Consider the following 15,561-nt stretch of genomic DNA (forward strand, 5'->3'; position numbering starts at 1 on the left):
ACCCGGACCGGGTGCGGCGGCCTTCCTCGTTTCCGGGCCGCCCGTGACCGTGCGGCGAGCCGTCAGCCGACGGATGCCCCCGAACCCGCCGCCGCGGCCGTCCGCCGCCCGAGGGCGAGGGTGCGGTGCGCGGCGGCGGCCACCGCCGCGTCCACGAACCGGCCGTCCGGGAGCGCGAGCGCGCCCGCGTCCGTACGGGCCGCGGCCACGATCTCCTCGGCGGCCTCCAGCTCCTGGTCGGTCGGCCGGAAGGCCCGCTCGATCACCGGCAACTGCCGGGGGTGGATCGCCGCCCGCCCCAGCATCCCGAGCGCCCGACCCCGGCCGCACGAGGCCCACAGCCCGTCCAGATCGCGCACGTCGGGGAAGACCGACTGCGTCGGTGGCTCCAGCCCGGCCGCCCGCGCCGCCACCACGATCCGGCTGCGCGACCAGTCGAGCCCGACGTCGTCCCGCACACCCAGATCGGCGCGGAGGTCCGACTCCCCGAGCGCGATGCCCCGCACGTCGTGGTGGGCCGAGGCGATGGAGTACGCGTGTTCGATCGCGAGCGCCGATTCGAGCAGGGGATAGAGCGCAACCCCGGGGGCCAGGGCCGCCACGTGGTGCACGGACACCGCGTGCGTGATCTTGGGGAGCCGTATCCCGGACAGCCCGGGCAGCCCCGCCAGAGCCCGCACATCGTCCTCCCCGTGCACCCGTACATGGACCGGTACGGCGTCCTCGGCCGTGGTCACCGGGTCGGTGAGCAGCTCGGCGGTGGCCGACCGGGCGTACTCCTTGCGGCCCGGGGCGACCGCGTCTTCCAGGTCCACGATCACCACGTCCGCCCCGGCACCCAGCGCCTTGAGCACCACCTCCGGCCGGTCGCCGGGCACGTACAGCCAGGTCAGCGGCACCGGACTGGTGTCGTACGGGTCGTGCGCGCCTTGGGGGGAGCTGTCGCCGGGCGGGACTGACGCGGCGGCGCGGGGCCGCGCCTCGGCCGCCGTCACAGCGCCCCCTCGGAGCGCAGCGCCTCGATCCGCTCGCCGGACAGGCCCAGCTCGTGGAGGATCTCCTCGGTGTCGGCCCCGTGCGGGCGGCCCGCCCACCGGATGGAGCCCGGTGTCTCCGAGAGCCGGAAGAGGACGTTCTGCATCCGCAGCGGCCCCAGCTCCGGGTCGTCCACCTCGGTGACGCTGTCGAGTGCCCGGTACTGCGGGTCCTCCATCACGTCCCGCACGTCGTAGATCGGGGCGATGGCCGCTTCCGCCTTCTCGAACTCGGCGAGCGCGTCGTCCCGGGTGTGCCGGGAGATCCACGACCCGACCGCCCCGTCCAGCTCGTCCGCGTGCTCCGCCCGGGTCGCGCCCGACGCGAACCACGGCTCGTCGATCAGCTCGGGGCGTCCGACCAGCCGCATGACCCGCTCGGCGATCGACTGCGCCGAGGTCGAGACGGCGACCCACTGGCCGTCCGAGGTGCGGTAGGTGTTGCGCGGGGCGTTGTTGCGCGAGCGGTTGCCGGTGCGCTGCTGGACGTGGCCGAGCTGGTCGAACCAGAGCGGCTGCGGCCCCAGCACCGTCAGGATCGGCTCGATGATCGCCATGTCGACCACCTGCCCCCGGCCGGTGCGGTCGCGCCCGGAGAGCGCCGCCATCACGGCGTACGCGGTGGCGAGCGCCGCGATCGAGTCGGCGAGGCCGAACGGCGGCAGCGTCGGCGGCCCCTCCGGCTCCCCGGTGATCGACGCGAAACCGCTCATCGCCTCGGCGAGCGTCCCGAACCCGGGCCGGTGCGAGTACGGGCCGAACTGCCCGAAGGCCGTCACCCGGGTCAGCACCAGCCGGGGGTTGACCGCCTCCAGCTCCTCCCAGCCGAGGCCCCAGCGCTCCAGGGTGCCGGGCCGGAAGTTCTCGATGATCACATCGCTCTCGGCTGCCAGCCGCAGCAGCACCTCGCGCCCGCCGGGGCTGGACAGGTCCAGGGTGAGGTTGCGCTTGTTGCGGCCGAGCAGTTTCCACCAGAGACCGACCCCTTCCTTCGCGGGGCCGTGGCCGCGCGAAGGGTCGGGTTTGCGCGGATGCTCGACCTTGATCACCTCGGCGCCGAAGTCACCGAGCATGGTCGCCGCGAGCGGACCGGCGAAGAGGGTGGCGAGATCGAGGACCCGCAGGCCCGACAGAGGAGTGGGGGTGGGAGTGGTCCCGGAATCGGTCATGAGGCATCGATCTCGCTTCGGTAGGGCATGGAGGTGGAGGCGCCCGGCTTCTGGACGTAGAGGGCGGCGGCCGAGGACGCCCGGGCGACCGCCTTGTCGGCCAGCCGTCCCTCGCCGAGGGCCACGGCCGGCGTCCCGAGGAAGGTGGCGCCCGCGGACGGCGCCACTTTCGGCACACGCCCCAGCGCGGTGACCGTGCCGTTCGCTCCCGGCACCACCACGATCGGCTCGGCACCGGTGTCGTCGACCACGACGTGCGCCGTGCCGCCGGCGCTCTCGGCCGTACGCACGAGAGCGGTGCCGGCCCCCGAGCTCGTCAGGACGCCCCGCAGCCGTGAGCCGTACGCGTCGGCGGCGACCGCGCCGGCCCTCGTGACCTCCCCGCCCGCCCGCGCGGCGGCCACCGCCTGATGGGCGCCCTTGCCGCCGGGCACGGTACGGAACTCCTTCCCGGCGACGGTCTCGCCGAGTACCGGCGCCCGTGCGGCGTAGGCGACCGGATCCATGGTGATGCTGCCGAGCACCGTGATGCGGGTCATGGGGTCAGTGCCTCCTGATAGGTCATATCGGCGAGGGTGTCGAAGCCGGTGCCGTCGAAACCCGCCACCGTGGTGGCGAGCCGGTTCTTCAGCGGGGCGGTCCAGTGGCCGGGCAGCGCGTCCGGGTGGCCCGCCAGCAGCCCGGCGAGCGACCCGGCGGTCGCCCCGTTCGAGTCGGTGTCCCAGCCGCCCATCACGGCGTTGCCGACCGAGCGGGTGAAGTCGCCGTCGGCGTGGGTGAGGGCGGCGGCGAGCAGCGCCGCGTTGGGCAGCACGTGCACCCAGTGGTGGGTGGCGGCGTAGACCTCGTGCAGCCGGTCGACGACCGCGTCGAAGCCGCCCGCAGCCCGGCCCGCCCGTGCCGCCTCGGCCGTGTCGATGCCGAGGCGTACCGCGCGGGCGTACCGGGACCCGGGCGGCACCACGCGCAGACCGGCGGCCAGACACCCGTGCACGTCGCTCGCCCCGCCGGCCGCTTCGGCCAGCGCCGCCGCGGTGAACATCGCCCCGTACACGCCGTTCGCCGTGTGGGTGAGCACCGCGTCCCGGTGCGCCTGCTCCGCCGCCGCGCCCGGATCGCCGGGGCAGGTCCAGCCGTGCACGTCGGCGCGGATCTGGGCGCCGATCCACTCCCGGAACGGGTTGCGGTACCGGGCCGTGAGCGGCGGCTCCACCCCGTCCAGCAGGTTGCGGTAGGCGATCCGCTCGGCGGTGAAGGTCCGGCCGGCCGGCAGTTCGTCCAGCCAGAGCCGCGCGAGGTCGTCGGTGGTGAAGCCGCGGCCGTGACGGTGGAGCAGCAACAGCGTCAGCAGAGGGAAGTTGAGGTCGTCGTCCTCCGGCATCCCGTCGATGTTCTCCGCCAGCGAGGTGGGGGCGGAGCGGCGGTTCCAGGGGTGGGCGGAGAGCAGCCCGTCCGGCACGCCCCGGGCGGTGAACCAGTCGGTGAGCGGCCAGTTGCCGCTCGCCCGGCCGAGTGCGCGGATGCCCTCCAGCGGCAGCTTCTCCACCGGCTTGCCGAGCAGACAGCCCGCCGCCCGGCCCAGCCATCCGGCGTGCAGCCGGGCCAGGTCCGGCGCGGGACGGGCGGCCGGCGGGGCGGGCCACCGCGGGCAGAGCGCCCGTACGGCCGCCAGCCCGGTGGGTTCCTCCGCCGCCAACGGGCTTTCCAGCAGAGCGAGTTCATCGAGCAACCGCTCGGCGAGGGCGCGCAGCCGGGGTGGTGCGGGTACCTCCGAGACCCCGGCCCGCTCCGGTGCGGGTGGACCCCCGGCCGCGTACCACCGCCCGGCGATCCGTGAGGCGTCCCGGCCGTCCTGTTCCGCCTGGCGCAGTTCGTGCCCGATCAGGTCCTCGGGCTGGACCCAGGTCAGCCGTACGTTCACCGCCCACCCGCCAGCACCGCGAAGGCCGCCTCGTGGGCGCGGCGGCGGGCGGTGTCGGCGGCGAACACCTCGCGCGCCACCGCCGTCAGCGTGCGCGCCGGGGCGTGCAGGTCGAGCCGGCTCGCCTCGGCGACCGTCTTCGCCCACTCCTCGGGCACCGCCGTCTCGCCGTGGAGCGCGCCGACGATCGCCCCGCTCATGGTGGCGATCGAGTCGCAGTCCCGCCCGTAGTTGACGGAACCCAGCACCGTACGGCGGTAGTCACCGCCACCGGCGAGCAGCATGCCCAGGGCGACGGGCAGTTCCTCGATGGAGTGCAGCCGCGACGGCCGACGGGCGCCGAGTGAGGGGGAACGGTAGTCGGGGCCGACCGTGTCGAAGGGGGCCACCGCCTCCCGGAGCGGCACCAGCGCCGACTCGGGGTCACCGTGCCGGGCCGCCTCCTCGCACACCGCCTCGATCGCCGCGCGGGTACCGTCCTTGGCGAGCGCCAGGCACGCCTCGACCACCGAGACCGGCGTGGCACCCGGCACGCAGGCCGCCGCGACGGCCGCCGCGAACACCCCGGCCGCCTCCCGGCCGTAACTGGACTGGTGCGGCGCCGCGACCTCCAGCGCCTCCGCGTACGCCGCCTCCGGATGCGCCGCGTTGACCAGCCCGACCGGCGCCATGTACATCGCGGCCCCGCAGTTGACGATGTTTCCGCTGCCCGCCTCGCGCGGATCGACGTGCCCGTAGTGCACCCGCGCCACGAGCCACTTCTCCGCGAGGAAGATCCGCTGGAGCGGCAGCGCTTCCGCCTCCAGCTCCGGAATCCAGCGCGGGGTGGAGATCAGGTCCGGGACCAGGTGCGTGGCGACGGAGTACGCGTCCAGGTGGTCGCGGACCGCGTCGTACACCCGCACCAGCGCGTGGGTCATCAAGGTGTCGTCGGTGACGTGCCCATCGCCCTTGTGGTACGGGGCGATCGGGCGGGCGGTGCGCCAGTCGTCGCCGTACCAGGGGCCGACGATCCCGTGCACCCGCCCGCCGTGCCGTTCCGCGATCTGCTCGGAGGTCCAGCCCTCGACCGGCCCCCCGAGCGCGTCGCCGACGGCGGCGCCGACGAGGGCTCCGCTCACACGTTCATCGAGGGAAAGCGTGTCCGATACGGGGTGTTGAGTACTCGCTGTGGGGATCATGGCTGAATTGTCCACCCGTGGCGGCCTGTTCCGTGGCTGCGAGCAGCCCGGCGAGTTCGATCAGATCGGTGCCCGCGAGCCGGGGCAGCGCGCACCCGGCGAGCGTCCGGCAGGCTTCCCGCCACCCGGCCGGTACGGTCCGGATGCCGCCGAGCGTCCCGGTCAGCGCCCCGGCGAGCGCGGGCGCCGAGTCCGCGACCCGGGACAGACAGGCCGCCGCCGGGACCGCCTGGGCGATCTGGCCCCGCGCCGCGGTGGTCAGCGCGAGCGCCACCGGTACCGTCTCGGCGGCCGCGATCCCGTAGCTGTAGACGTGGTCCACGATCTGGTGCTCCAGCACCGGGACGAGCGAGAAGGCCCCTGCGGGCTCGTCCGCGAACTCCCGTGCGAGGCGCACCGCGTGCACCGCGTTGCGCGCGATCTCGGTGCCCTCGGGAAGCTGCGCGAGCGCCGCGTCCACCACCGCTCTCACGTCCGCCCCGGCGAGCGCCTCGGCGACGGCGGCGGCGATGGCCCGCGCACCGTGCACCCCGTCGCCGTCCTGCGTGTACCGGGCGTCGAACTCGGCGAGCGCCGCGGCGGCGGCCGGATCGCCCGGATGCACCACCGCGAGCACCGCGGCCCGGACACAGGCGGCGTCGTCGAAGTAGTGCGGGTTGTCGTGCCCGGTGGCGGGGGGCCGCAGCCCGGCGGCGAGATTGCCGAGGCCCGCGCGCACCGAGATCCGGGCGCGCAGCGGCAGCACCGCCGCCTCCACCTCGGGTGCCCGCTCACTGGCCGCCGCGACCTTGGCGGCCAGCGCGTTCCAGGCGCGGTCCACGGCGTCCCGCATCCGGCGGGAGGGGGCGAGCCCGTGCGCCTCGTCGGCCGCCGCCGCGAGCACCGTACCCGCGGCGAACGCGGCCCACTCGGCGTCGTCCGAAGGGCCCAGCCGCAGTGGTTCCGGCGGCTGGTTCAGTGCGATCGGCACCGGCAGCGTGGTCGTCGCGTTCTGCTCGGCGAAGGTGTCCAGCTCCCGGGTGAGCCGCCGGGTCCACTCGGGCATCCGGGCCGCCCGGTGCCGGGCGGCGGGCCAGCCGGCCGCGTCCCCGGCGGCGAGCCCCAGCAGCAGGCCCTCGATCCGCGCACGCCGGGTCGTCTCCGGCTGCTCCGTGCCGGCGCGGCTCGCGTCGGCGCTTTCGGGGAGTGCCCCGTCCGTGGCCGCCGCGGTCATCGGAGCACGCCTTCCGCGTGGAGCAGAGCCACCGGCACCGACTCGTCCACCGGCCCGTGCGCGGCGTCCACCGCCTCCCTGCCCGGCGGTGTGGCCCCGGCCGCCACCGGTGCGTCCGGCACACCCGCCGGGTCGCCCGCGGTCAGCAGTTCCGCGATGTCCAGTACGTGGTAGCCCCGCATCGACGGCAGGCAGCTGCCGCGCACCGGGCCGATCGCGGTGGCCCACTCCGGGGGGATCGCCGCCGCCCCCTGCCAGGCCCCGGCCAGCGCGCCCGCCACCGCCGCCGTGGTGTCGGCGTCCCGCCCCATGTTGACCGCCATCAGCACGGCCGTACGGAAGTCGCCGCGCGCGGCCGTGAAGGCGCCGAACGCCAGGCCCACCGCCTCCGGCGCCAGGTCCGTCCACGGGTAGCCGCCGATCACCACCGCCGACCGCACGGCGCGCTCGGCCGTCAGCCGGTCCGGGTAGGCGCGCCCCGCGGCGGTCACCGCCCGGCGCAGGGAGCGCGCGGTCCACGAGTCCATCGGCACCACCGACAGCGCCGCCGCGATCACCGAGGCGGGGCCCGCCCCGACCATCGCCGCCGCCACCCCGGCCGCGACCGCCTGGCCGCCGTAGATGCCCTCGCCGTCGTGGCTGACCTGCCCGTCGATCGCCACCAGCCGGGCCGCCTCGGCGGGCCGTCCGGCCGCGAACACCCCGAACGGGGCCGCCCGCATCGCCAGCCCGTCGCTCCAGGCGTGCCGGTGCTGCGCGGAGATCGGCGCGGCCAGCCCCCGGCGGAGGTTCTCCAGGGTGCCGCGCTCGCTGAACCCCGCGCCCCGGAAGGGCCCTTCGTCCAGATCGGCGATCCAGTGGTGCCAGGCCCGGTCCACGTCGGCGACGGTGAGCGCCGAACCGTGACGGGCCAGCAACAGCCCGGAGAAGATCGCGTACTCGGTGTCGTCCGTCCCCGCCGGGTCCTCGCTGACGAAGCCCTCGATCCGGCCCCAGCGGGCGCGGATCTGTGACGGTCTCAGGTTCTCCGCCGGGGCACCCAGCGCGTCCCCGACGGCCAGCCCGAGCAGTGCGCCCCGGGCCCGGTCCTTGCCCGTGATCGGTTCCATCGAACGACCCTTCGTCCGTACACGATTTCCCCCTCTCCGATCTGTCCCACGCCCGGCGGGCGGGAAGGCTGACAACCGGAATAAAAGGGCCATGCGGATGAACCTAGACGAAACGGAGTGAGGAGCTGGACGGAGGAACGGGAAATCCCGGCGGGGCAAGGCGCCGTCTTTCGAAGTCCCACCCGAAAGGATGACGAGCACCATCGGTGCGGCAGCCGGACGGGTGAACGGGGACGGACCCTTCCGAAAGGTGCTCGTGAAGATGCCGGAAGGTGCGCGCGAGGGCTCCGGAAGGTGTGCGCGAACCCCGGAAAGGAAGGTGAGCCATGCCTGTCCTGCCTGGTCAGAGCGGTGGTAAGTACGGCCTGCCTTGCTGGCGGGCGCCGATTTTCGTGCGTACTTTCGATGCTGCCGGGCGGTGGCGGAGGGGCTGCGGAACCGCCGGCGGATCTGGGGAGCACCGTGTCCATCATCGAGACCGACGCCGCACTGCACGAGGCGCACCGCGACAACCACACCCACCGGGACGTCAACGGTGGCTGGCTACGCCCCGCCGTCTTCGGTGCCATGGACGGCCTGGTCTCGAACCTCGCGCTGATGACGGGTGTCGCGGGCGGCGACGTCTCACACCGGACCATCGTCATCACGGGGCTGGCCGGCCTCGCGGCCGGAGCGTTCTCCATGGCGGCCGGCGAATACACCTCGGTCGCCTCCCAGCGGGAGCTGGTGGAGGCCGAACTCGACGTGGAGCGGCGCGAGTTGCGCAAGCATCCGTACGACGAGATGCGCGAGCTGGCGGACCTGTACGTCTCACGGGGCGTCGAGCCGAAGCTGGCCGCCGAGGTCGCGCGGCAGCTGTCCGAGGACCCGGAGCAGGCCCTGGAGATCCACGCCCGCGAAGAGCTCGGCATCGATCCCGGCGACCTTCCGTCGCCGCTCGTGGCCGCCGGTTCCTCGTTCGCGGCCTTCGCGCTCGGTGCCCTGCTGCCGCTGCTGCCGTACCTGCTCGGCGCGACCGCGCTCTGGCCCGCCGTCCTGCTGGCCCTCCTCGGCCTCTTCGGCTGCGGTGCGGTGGTGGCCCGGGTGACGGCCCGCAGCTGGTGGTTCAGCGGGCTGCGACAGCTGGCGCTGGGCGGCGGCGCTGCCGCGCTCACCTACGGGCTCGGGGGAGTCTTCGGGGTGGCGGTCGGCGGCTGACCTGCGAGTCCGTCCCGAAGTCGGGGTCCGCGACCGGCGGTGGGCCCGGTGGCGCGGACCGCCCGACGGCGGTCGCCGGGGCGTTTCCGGGCGCCCCGGGACCGCCCAACGGGCCGTCGCCCCGCGGGTACACGTCCGGTTCACCCGTACGGCCCCATTCATACGGCGACCCGGAAAGCAACCCGCAACACCCCGGAAACGCGTGTGACGTACGTCCTGGTTTCCGCTACTGGGCGGATGAGGCTTGCGCAACGTAAAATGAGAGCCTATGCACGACACCACATAAGTAATCGTTACTTCCTGGTTTCGATCGCATGGCCGCCGGGCATGAGCCTCAGACACCGCAGGCAACGACGCCTGCGCTCTGCGGCTCCCCGGGCGTTGATCTCTCCGACTGCGACCCCATCCTTCGCGATGCCACGTCCGCATGTTGGAACGGGCCTTCCGCTCAGCGAGAAGCGCCCCATCATGTAACCTGCACGAAATTTCGCAGAGGGCCAACGTCGTCCCTCGGCAATGCATATGCCACGACGACGACGGGAGAGCCGATGCGCATCCACGCCTGGTCGCCCATGGACGGTCGCCCCGCCCAGCAGGGGATGTACGACCCCCGTAACGAGCACGACGCCTGCGGCGTCGGGTTCGTCGCCACCCTGACCGGTGTGGCCAGCCACGCGCTGGTCGAGCAGGCGCTGACCGTACTGCGCAACCTCGAACACCGCGGCGCCACCGGCTCCGAGCCCGACTCCGGCGACGGCGCCGGCATCCTCCTCCAGGTCCCCGACGCCTTCCTCCGCGAAGAGACCGGCTTCGACCTCCCCGAAGCCGGCGCGTACGCCGTCGGCATCGCCTTCCTCCCCGCCGACGGCTCCACGGACGCCGTCGAGGAGATCGAGAAGATCGCCGGCGAAGAGGGCCTCGACGTCCTCGGCTGGCGAGAGGTCCCCGTCGCCCCCGGCCTCCTCGGCAAGGGCGCCCGCGCCACCATGCCCGAGTTCCGTCAGCTCTTCGTGGCCGACGGCACCAGCACCGGCATCGCCCTGGACCGCAAGGCCTTCGTCCTGCGCAAGCGTGCCGAGCGGGAGGCCGGTGTCTACTTCCCGTCGCTCTCCGCCCGCACCCTCGTCTACAAGGGCATGCTCACCACCGGGCAGCTGGAGCCGTTCTTCCCCGACCTGTCCGACCGCCGGTTCGCCACGGCCGTCGCACTCGTCCACTCCCGCTTCTCCACCAACACCTTCCCCAGCTGGCCGCTGGCACACCCGTACCGCTTCGTCGCCCACAACGGCGAGATCAACACGGTCAAGGGCAACCGCAACTGGATGAAGGCCCGCGAGTCGCAGCTCGCCTCCGGACTCTTCGGGGACGCCGCGCTCGACCGCATCTTCCCCGTCTGCACCCCGGACGCCTCCGACTCGGCCTCCTTCGACGAGGTCCTGGAGCTGCTCCACCTCGGCGGACGCTCGCTGCCCCACTCGGTGCTGATGATGGTCCCCGAGGCGTGGGAGAACCACGACTCCATGGCCCCGGCCCGCCGCGCGTTCTACCAGTACCACTCCACGATGATGGAGCCCTGGGACGGACCCGCCTGCGTCACCTTCACCGACGGCACCCAGGTCGGCGCGGTCCTCGACCGCAACGGACTGCGCCCCGGCCGCTACTGGGTCACCGACGAGGGCCTCGTCGTCCTCTCCTCCGAGGTCGGCGTCCTCGACATCGACCCCGCCAAGGTCGTCCGCAAGGGCCGCCTCCAGCCCGGCAAGATGTTCCTCGTCGACACCGCCGAGCACCGCATCATCGAAGACGACGAGATCAAGGACGGCCTCGCGGGCGAGCAGCCCTACGAGGAGTGGCTGGAGACCGGCGAGATCGAACTCGGCGACCTCCCCGAGCGCGAGCACATCGTGCACACCCACGCCTCGGTCACCCGCCGCCAGCAGACCTTCGGCTACACCGAGGAAGAGCTCCGCGTCATCCTCGCCCCGATGGCCCGCACCGCCGGTGAACCGCTCGGCTCCATGGGCACCGACTCGCCGATCGCCGCGCTCTCCGCCCGGCCCCGGCTGCTCTTCGACTACTTCACCCAGCTCTTCGCCCAGGTCACCAACCCGCCGCTGGACGCCATCCGCGAGGAGCTCGTCACCTCGCTGCGCTCCTCGCTCGGCCCCCAGGGCAACATCCTGGAGCCGACCGCCGCGACCTGCCGCAGCGTCACGCTGCCGTTCCCGGTGATCGACAACGACGAGCTCGCCAAGCTGATACACATCAACGCCGACGGCGACATGCCGGGCATGAAGGCCGCCACCCTCGCCGGCCTCTACCGCGTCAGCGGCGGCGGCGACGCCCTCGCCGCCCGCATCGAGGCCATCTGCACCGAGGTCGACACCGCCATCGAGGACGGCGCCCGCCTCATCGTCCTCTCCGACCGGCACTCCGACGCCGAGCACGCGCCGATCCCGTCGCTGCTGCTCACCTCCGCCGTCCACCACCACCTCATCCGCACCAAGCAGCGCACCCAGGTGGGCCTGCTGGTCGAGGCCGGTGACGTCCGCGAGGTCCACCACGTCGCCCTGCTGATCGGTTACGGCGCCGCCGCCGTCAACCCGTACCTCGCCATGGAGTCCGTCGAGGACCTCGTCCGCGCCGGCACGTTCATCGAGGGCATCGAGGCCGAGCAGGCCATCCGCAACCTGATCTACGCCCTCGGCAAGGGCGTCCTCAAGGTCATGTCGAAGATGGGCATCTCCACCGTCGCCTCCTACCGCGGCGCCCAGGTCTTCGAGGCCGTCGGCCTCGACGAGGCCTTCGTCGCGACGTACTTCAACGGCACCGCCACCAAGATCGGCGGCGCCGGCCTCGACGTCGTCGCCAAGGAGGTCGCCGCCCGGCACACCAAGGCGTACCCCGCCTCCGGCATCGCGGCCTCGCACCGCGCGCTGGAGATCGGCGGCGAATACCAGTGGCGCCGCGAGGGCGAACCGCACCTGTTCGACCCGGAGACGGTCTTCCGCCTCCAGCACGCCACCCGCAACCGCCGGTACGACATCTTCAAGAAGTACACGGACCGGGTGAACGAGCAGTCCGAGCGGCTGATGACGCTCCGCGGCCTGTTCGGCTTCAAGTCCGACCGCGCCCCGATCTCCGTCGACGAGGTCGAGTCGGTCGCCGACATCGTCCAGCGCTTCTCCACCGGCGCCATGTCGTACGGCTCGATCTCCCGCGAGGCGCACGAGACGCTCGCCATCGCGATGAACCAGCTCGGCGCCAAGTCCAACACCGGCGAAGGCGGCGAGGACTCCGACCGTCTGCACGACCCGGCACGCCGCTCGGCCATCAAGCAGGTCGCCTCCGGCCGCTTCGGTGTCACCAGCGAGTACCTCGTCCACGCCGACGACATCCAGATCAAGATGGCGCAGGGCGCCAAGCCCGGCGAGGGCGGCCAGCTGCCCGGCCACAAGGTCTACCCCTGGGTCGCCAAGACCCGGCACTCCACCCCGGGCGTCGGCCTCATCTCGCCGCCGCCTCACCACGACATCTACTCCATCGAGGACCTGGCTCAGCTGATCCACGACCTCAAGAACGCCAACCCGGCGGCCCGCATCCACGTGAAGCTGGTCTCCGAAGTCGGCGTCGGAACGGTCGCGGCCGGTGTGTCCAAGGCCCACGCGGACGTCGTCCTCATCTCCGGCCACGACGGCGGAACGGGCGCCTCCCCGCTCACCTCGCTCAAGCACGCGGGCGGCCCCTGGGAGCTCGGCCTCGCCGAGACCCAGCAGACGCTGCTCCTCAACGGCCTGCGCGACCGCATCGTCGTGCAGACCGACGGCCAGCTCAAGACCGGCCGCGACGTCGTCATCGCCGCACTGCTGGGCGCCGAGGAGTTCGGTTTCGCGACCGCCCCGCTCGTCGTCTCCGGCTGCGTCATGATGCGCGTCTGCCACCTCGACACCTGCCCGGTCGGCATCGCCACGCAGAACCCCGTGCTGCGCGACCGCTTCTCCGGCAAGGCCGAGTACGTCGTGAACTTCTTCCGGTTCATCGCCGAGGAGGTCCGCGAGATCCTCGCCGAGCTGGGCTTCCGCACGATCGAAGAGGCGGTCGGCCACGCCGAGCTCCTCGACACCGACCGGGCGATCACCCACTGGAAGGCCCAGGGCCTCGACCTGGCGCCGCTGTTCCACGTGCCCGAGCTCCCCGAGGGCGCGGTCCGCCACCGGATCAACGAGCAGGACCACGGTCTCGCCAAGGCGCTCGACAACGAGCTGATCAAGCTCGCCGCCGACGCGCTCGGCGCCGACAGCGCGGAAGCCGCCCAGCCGGTCCGCGCCCAGGTCGCCATCCGCAACATCAACCGCACCGTCGGTACGATGCTCGGCCACGAGGTCACGAAGAAGTTCGGCGGTGCGGGCCTGCCCGAGAACACCATCGACATCACCTTCACCGGCTCGGCCGGCCAGTCCTTCGGCGCCTTCCTCCCGGCCGGTGTCACGCTGCGCCTGGAGGGCGACGCCAACGACTACGTCGGCAAGGGCCTCTCCGGCGGCCGCGTCGTGGTCCGTCCGGACCGCGGCGCCGACCACCTCGCCGAGTACTCCACCATCGCGGGCAACACCATCGGCTACGGCGCCACCGGCGGCGAGCTGTTCCTGCGGGGCCGCACCGGCGAACGCTTCTGCGTCCGCAACTCCGGGGCCACCGTCGTCTCCGAAGGCGTGGGCGACCACGGCTGCGAGTACATGACCGGCGGCCACGCGGTCGTCCTCGGCGAGACCGGCCGCAACTTCGCGGCCGGCATGTCCGGCGGTGTCGCGTACGTCGTCGACCTGGACCGAGACAACGTCAACCCGGGCAGCCGCGGCGCGGTCGAGGAACTCTCCGAGGCCGACGGCCAGTGGCTGCACGACGTCGTGCGCCGCCACCAGGAGGAGACCGGCTCGACCGTCGCCGAGAAGCTCCTCGCCGAGTGGGCCACCTCGGTGACCCGCTTCAGCAAGATCATCCCGTCCACCTACAAGGCAGTGCTCGCCGCCAAGGACGCCGCTGAGCTCGCCGGTCTCTCCGAGCAGGAGACCACCGAGAAGATGATGGAGGCGGCGACCAATGGCTGACCCCAAGGGCTTCCTGACCACCGGGCGCGAGGTCGCGAAGACCCGCCCCGTGGGAGAGCGCGTCAAGGACTGGAACGAGGTCTACGTTCCGGGCTCCCTGCTCCCCATCATCAGCAAGCAGGCCGGCCGCTGCATGGACTGCGGCATCCCGTTCTGCCACAACGGCTGTCCGCTCGGAAACCTCATCCCCGAGTGGAACGACTACGCCTACCGCGAGGACTGGACCGCCGCGTCCGAGCGCCTGCACGCCACGAACAACTTCCCGGAGTTCACCGGGCGGCTCTGCCCGGCTCCCTGTGAGTCGGCGTGCGTGCTCGGCATCAACCAGCCGGCCGTCACCATCAAGAACGTCGAAGTCTCCATCATCGACAAGGCGTGGGACAGCGGCGACGTCACCCCGCAGCCGCCCGAGCGCCTCTCCGGCAAGACCGTCGCCGTCATCGGCTCCGGCCCCGCCGGACTGGCCGCCGCACAGCAGCTGACCCGGGCCGGCCACACGGTCGTCGTGTACGAGCGCGCCGACCGCATCGGCGGCCTGCTGCGCTACGGCATCCCCGAGTTCAAGATGGAGAAGTCGCACATCAACCGCCGCATCGAGCAGATGCGCGCGGAGGGCACCAAGTTCCGCACCGAGGTGGAGATCGGCGCCGACATGCCGGCCGACGCGCTCCGCCGCCGCTACGACGCGGTCGTCGTCGCGGCCGGTGCCACGGTCTCCCGCGACCTGCCCGTCCCGGGCCGCGAGCTGAACGGCGTCCACTTCGCCATGGAGTACCTGCCGCTCGCCAACAAGGTGCAGGAGGGCGACCTGACGGTCTCCCCGATCACCGCCGAGGGCAAGCACGTCGTGGTCATCGGCGGCGGCGACACCGGCGCCGACTGCGTGGGCACCGCCCACCGCCAGGGCGCGCTCTCCGTCACCCAGCTGGAGATCATGCCGCAGCCGGGCGAGGACCGGAACGCCAACCAGCCCTGGCCGACCTTCCCCATGCTCTACAAGGTCACCTCCGCGCACGAGGAGGGCGGCGAGCGGCTCTACTCCGTCTCCACCACCCACTTCGAGGGCGACGAGGACGGCAACGTCCAGGCGCTGCACCTCATCGAGGTGGAGTTCAAGGACGGCAAGCTGGAGCAGAAGTCCGGCACCGAGCGCGTCATCCCGGCCCAGCTCGTCACCCTCGCCATGGGCTTCACCGGCACCGACCAGGCCAACGGCCTCGTCGAGCAGTTCGGTGTCGCCCTCGACGAGCGCGGTAACATCGCCCGCGACGCCGACTACGCGACCAACGTCGAAGGCGTCTTCGTCGCCGGTGACGCGGGCCGCGGCCAGTCGCTCATCGTGTGGGCCATCGCCGAGGGCCGCTCCGCGGCGCGCGGGGTGGACCGCTTCCTGACCGGGACCAGCGCGCTGCCGGCCCCGATCCGCCCGACGGACCGTTCCCTGTTGGTCTGACCCCGACTGCCGGGACCCGCCGCTTCCGCGGCCGGCCCCGGAGCAGACGTCCCGTACAAAGGCGTACGGAACTGAACGCGGCGCCTGCCTCGTCCCCGACCGGACTTGGGTGGGCGCCGTGGCGCTTCCGGGGCCGGGCCGCCGGAACACGGGAATGCCCGGCACGGAGACGTCTC

Annotated in this window: 10 protein-coding genes; 3 read left to right on the top strand and 7 right to left on the bottom strand. The window is 72.9% G+C overall.

From position 1 onward, the window contains the following. Positions 1-62 precede the first annotated feature (62 nt). The 7 genes from ACFWEP_RS20330 to ACFWEP_RS20360 all read right to left on the bottom strand — a co-directional run bounded on the left by ACFWEP_RS20330 (position 63) and on the right by ACFWEP_RS20360 (position 7,627). Positions 63-899, bottom strand: a complete 837-nt coding sequence (locus ACFWEP_RS20330) for an HpcH/HpaI aldolase/citrate lyase family protein (RefSeq protein WP_387371690.1) — start codon at positions 897-899, stop codon at positions 63-65. Between the two features lie 92 nt (positions 900-991). Continuing rightward, complete coding sequence (locus tag ACFWEP_RS20335; protein ID WP_387371681.1) at positions 992-2,203, bottom strand: CaiB/BaiF CoA transferase family protein; 1,212 nt, start codon at positions 2,201-2,203, stop codon at positions 992-994. Continuing rightward, positions 2,200-2,742: a PfkB family carbohydrate kinase gene (locus ACFWEP_RS20340; RefSeq protein ID WP_387371682.1), complete on the bottom strand. Its 543-nt coding sequence runs from the start codon at positions 2,740-2,742 to the stop codon at positions 2,200-2,202. The genes ACFWEP_RS20335 and ACFWEP_RS20340 overlap by 4 nt, the downstream gene beginning before the upstream one ends. Continuing rightward, positions 2,739-4,124, bottom strand: coding sequence for an ADP-ribosylglycohydrolase family protein (locus ACFWEP_RS20345; RefSeq protein WP_387371683.1), 1,386 nt, complete (start codon positions 4,122-4,124; stop codon positions 2,739-2,741). Before ACFWEP_RS20345 ends, ACFWEP_RS20340 begins: the two co-directional genes overlap by 4 nt. Then, on the bottom strand, positions 4,121-5,305 hold the full coding sequence (locus tag ACFWEP_RS20350) for an ADP-ribosylglycohydrolase family protein (protein ID WP_387371684.1): 1,185 nt from the start codon (positions 5,303-5,305) through the stop codon (positions 4,121-4,123). The genes ACFWEP_RS20345 and ACFWEP_RS20350 overlap by 4 nt, the downstream gene beginning before the upstream one ends. After that, a complete protein-coding gene (locus ACFWEP_RS20355) occupies positions 5,250-6,518 on the bottom strand; it encodes an ADP-ribosylglycohydrolase family protein (RefSeq protein ID WP_387371685.1) in 1,269 nt (422 codons plus the stop codon). Before ACFWEP_RS20355 ends, ACFWEP_RS20350 begins: the two co-directional genes overlap by 56 nt. Then, on the bottom strand, positions 6,515-7,627 hold the full coding sequence (locus tag ACFWEP_RS20360; protein WP_387371686.1) for an ADP-ribosylglycohydrolase family protein: 1,113 nt from the start codon (positions 7,625-7,627) through the stop codon (positions 6,515-6,517). The genes ACFWEP_RS20355 and ACFWEP_RS20360 overlap by 4 nt, the downstream gene beginning before the upstream one ends. Positions 7,628-8,089: 462 nt before the next feature. Here ACFWEP_RS20360 and ACFWEP_RS20365 point away from each other — a divergent pair, with 462 nt between their 5' ends. From ACFWEP_RS20365 to ACFWEP_RS20375, 3 genes are all read left to right on the top strand, one after another. Further along, positions 8,090-8,824 (top strand): VIT1/CCC1 transporter family protein, encoded by a 735-nt coding sequence (locus ACFWEP_RS20365; RefSeq protein WP_387371687.1) that lies wholly within the window; start codon positions 8,090-8,092, stop codon positions 8,822-8,824. Between the two features lie 548 nt (positions 8,825-9,372). Further along, complete coding sequence (gltB, locus tag ACFWEP_RS20370; RefSeq protein ID WP_387371688.1) at positions 9,373-13,932, top strand: glutamate synthase large subunit; 4,560 nt, start codon at positions 9,373-9,375, stop codon at positions 13,930-13,932. Continuing rightward, on the top strand, positions 13,925-15,385 hold the full coding sequence (locus ACFWEP_RS20375; RefSeq protein ID WP_387371689.1) for a glutamate synthase subunit beta: 1,461 nt from the start codon (positions 13,925-13,927) through the stop codon (positions 15,383-15,385). Before gltB ends, ACFWEP_RS20375 begins: the two co-directional genes overlap by 8 nt. The last annotated feature ends 176 nt before the right edge of the window (positions 15,386-15,561 follow it).

The organism is Streptomyces sp. NPDC060198, from assembly GCF_042728415.1.
Taxonomy (GTDB): Bacteria; Actinomycetota; Actinomycetes; order Streptomycetales; family Streptomycetaceae; genus Streptomyces.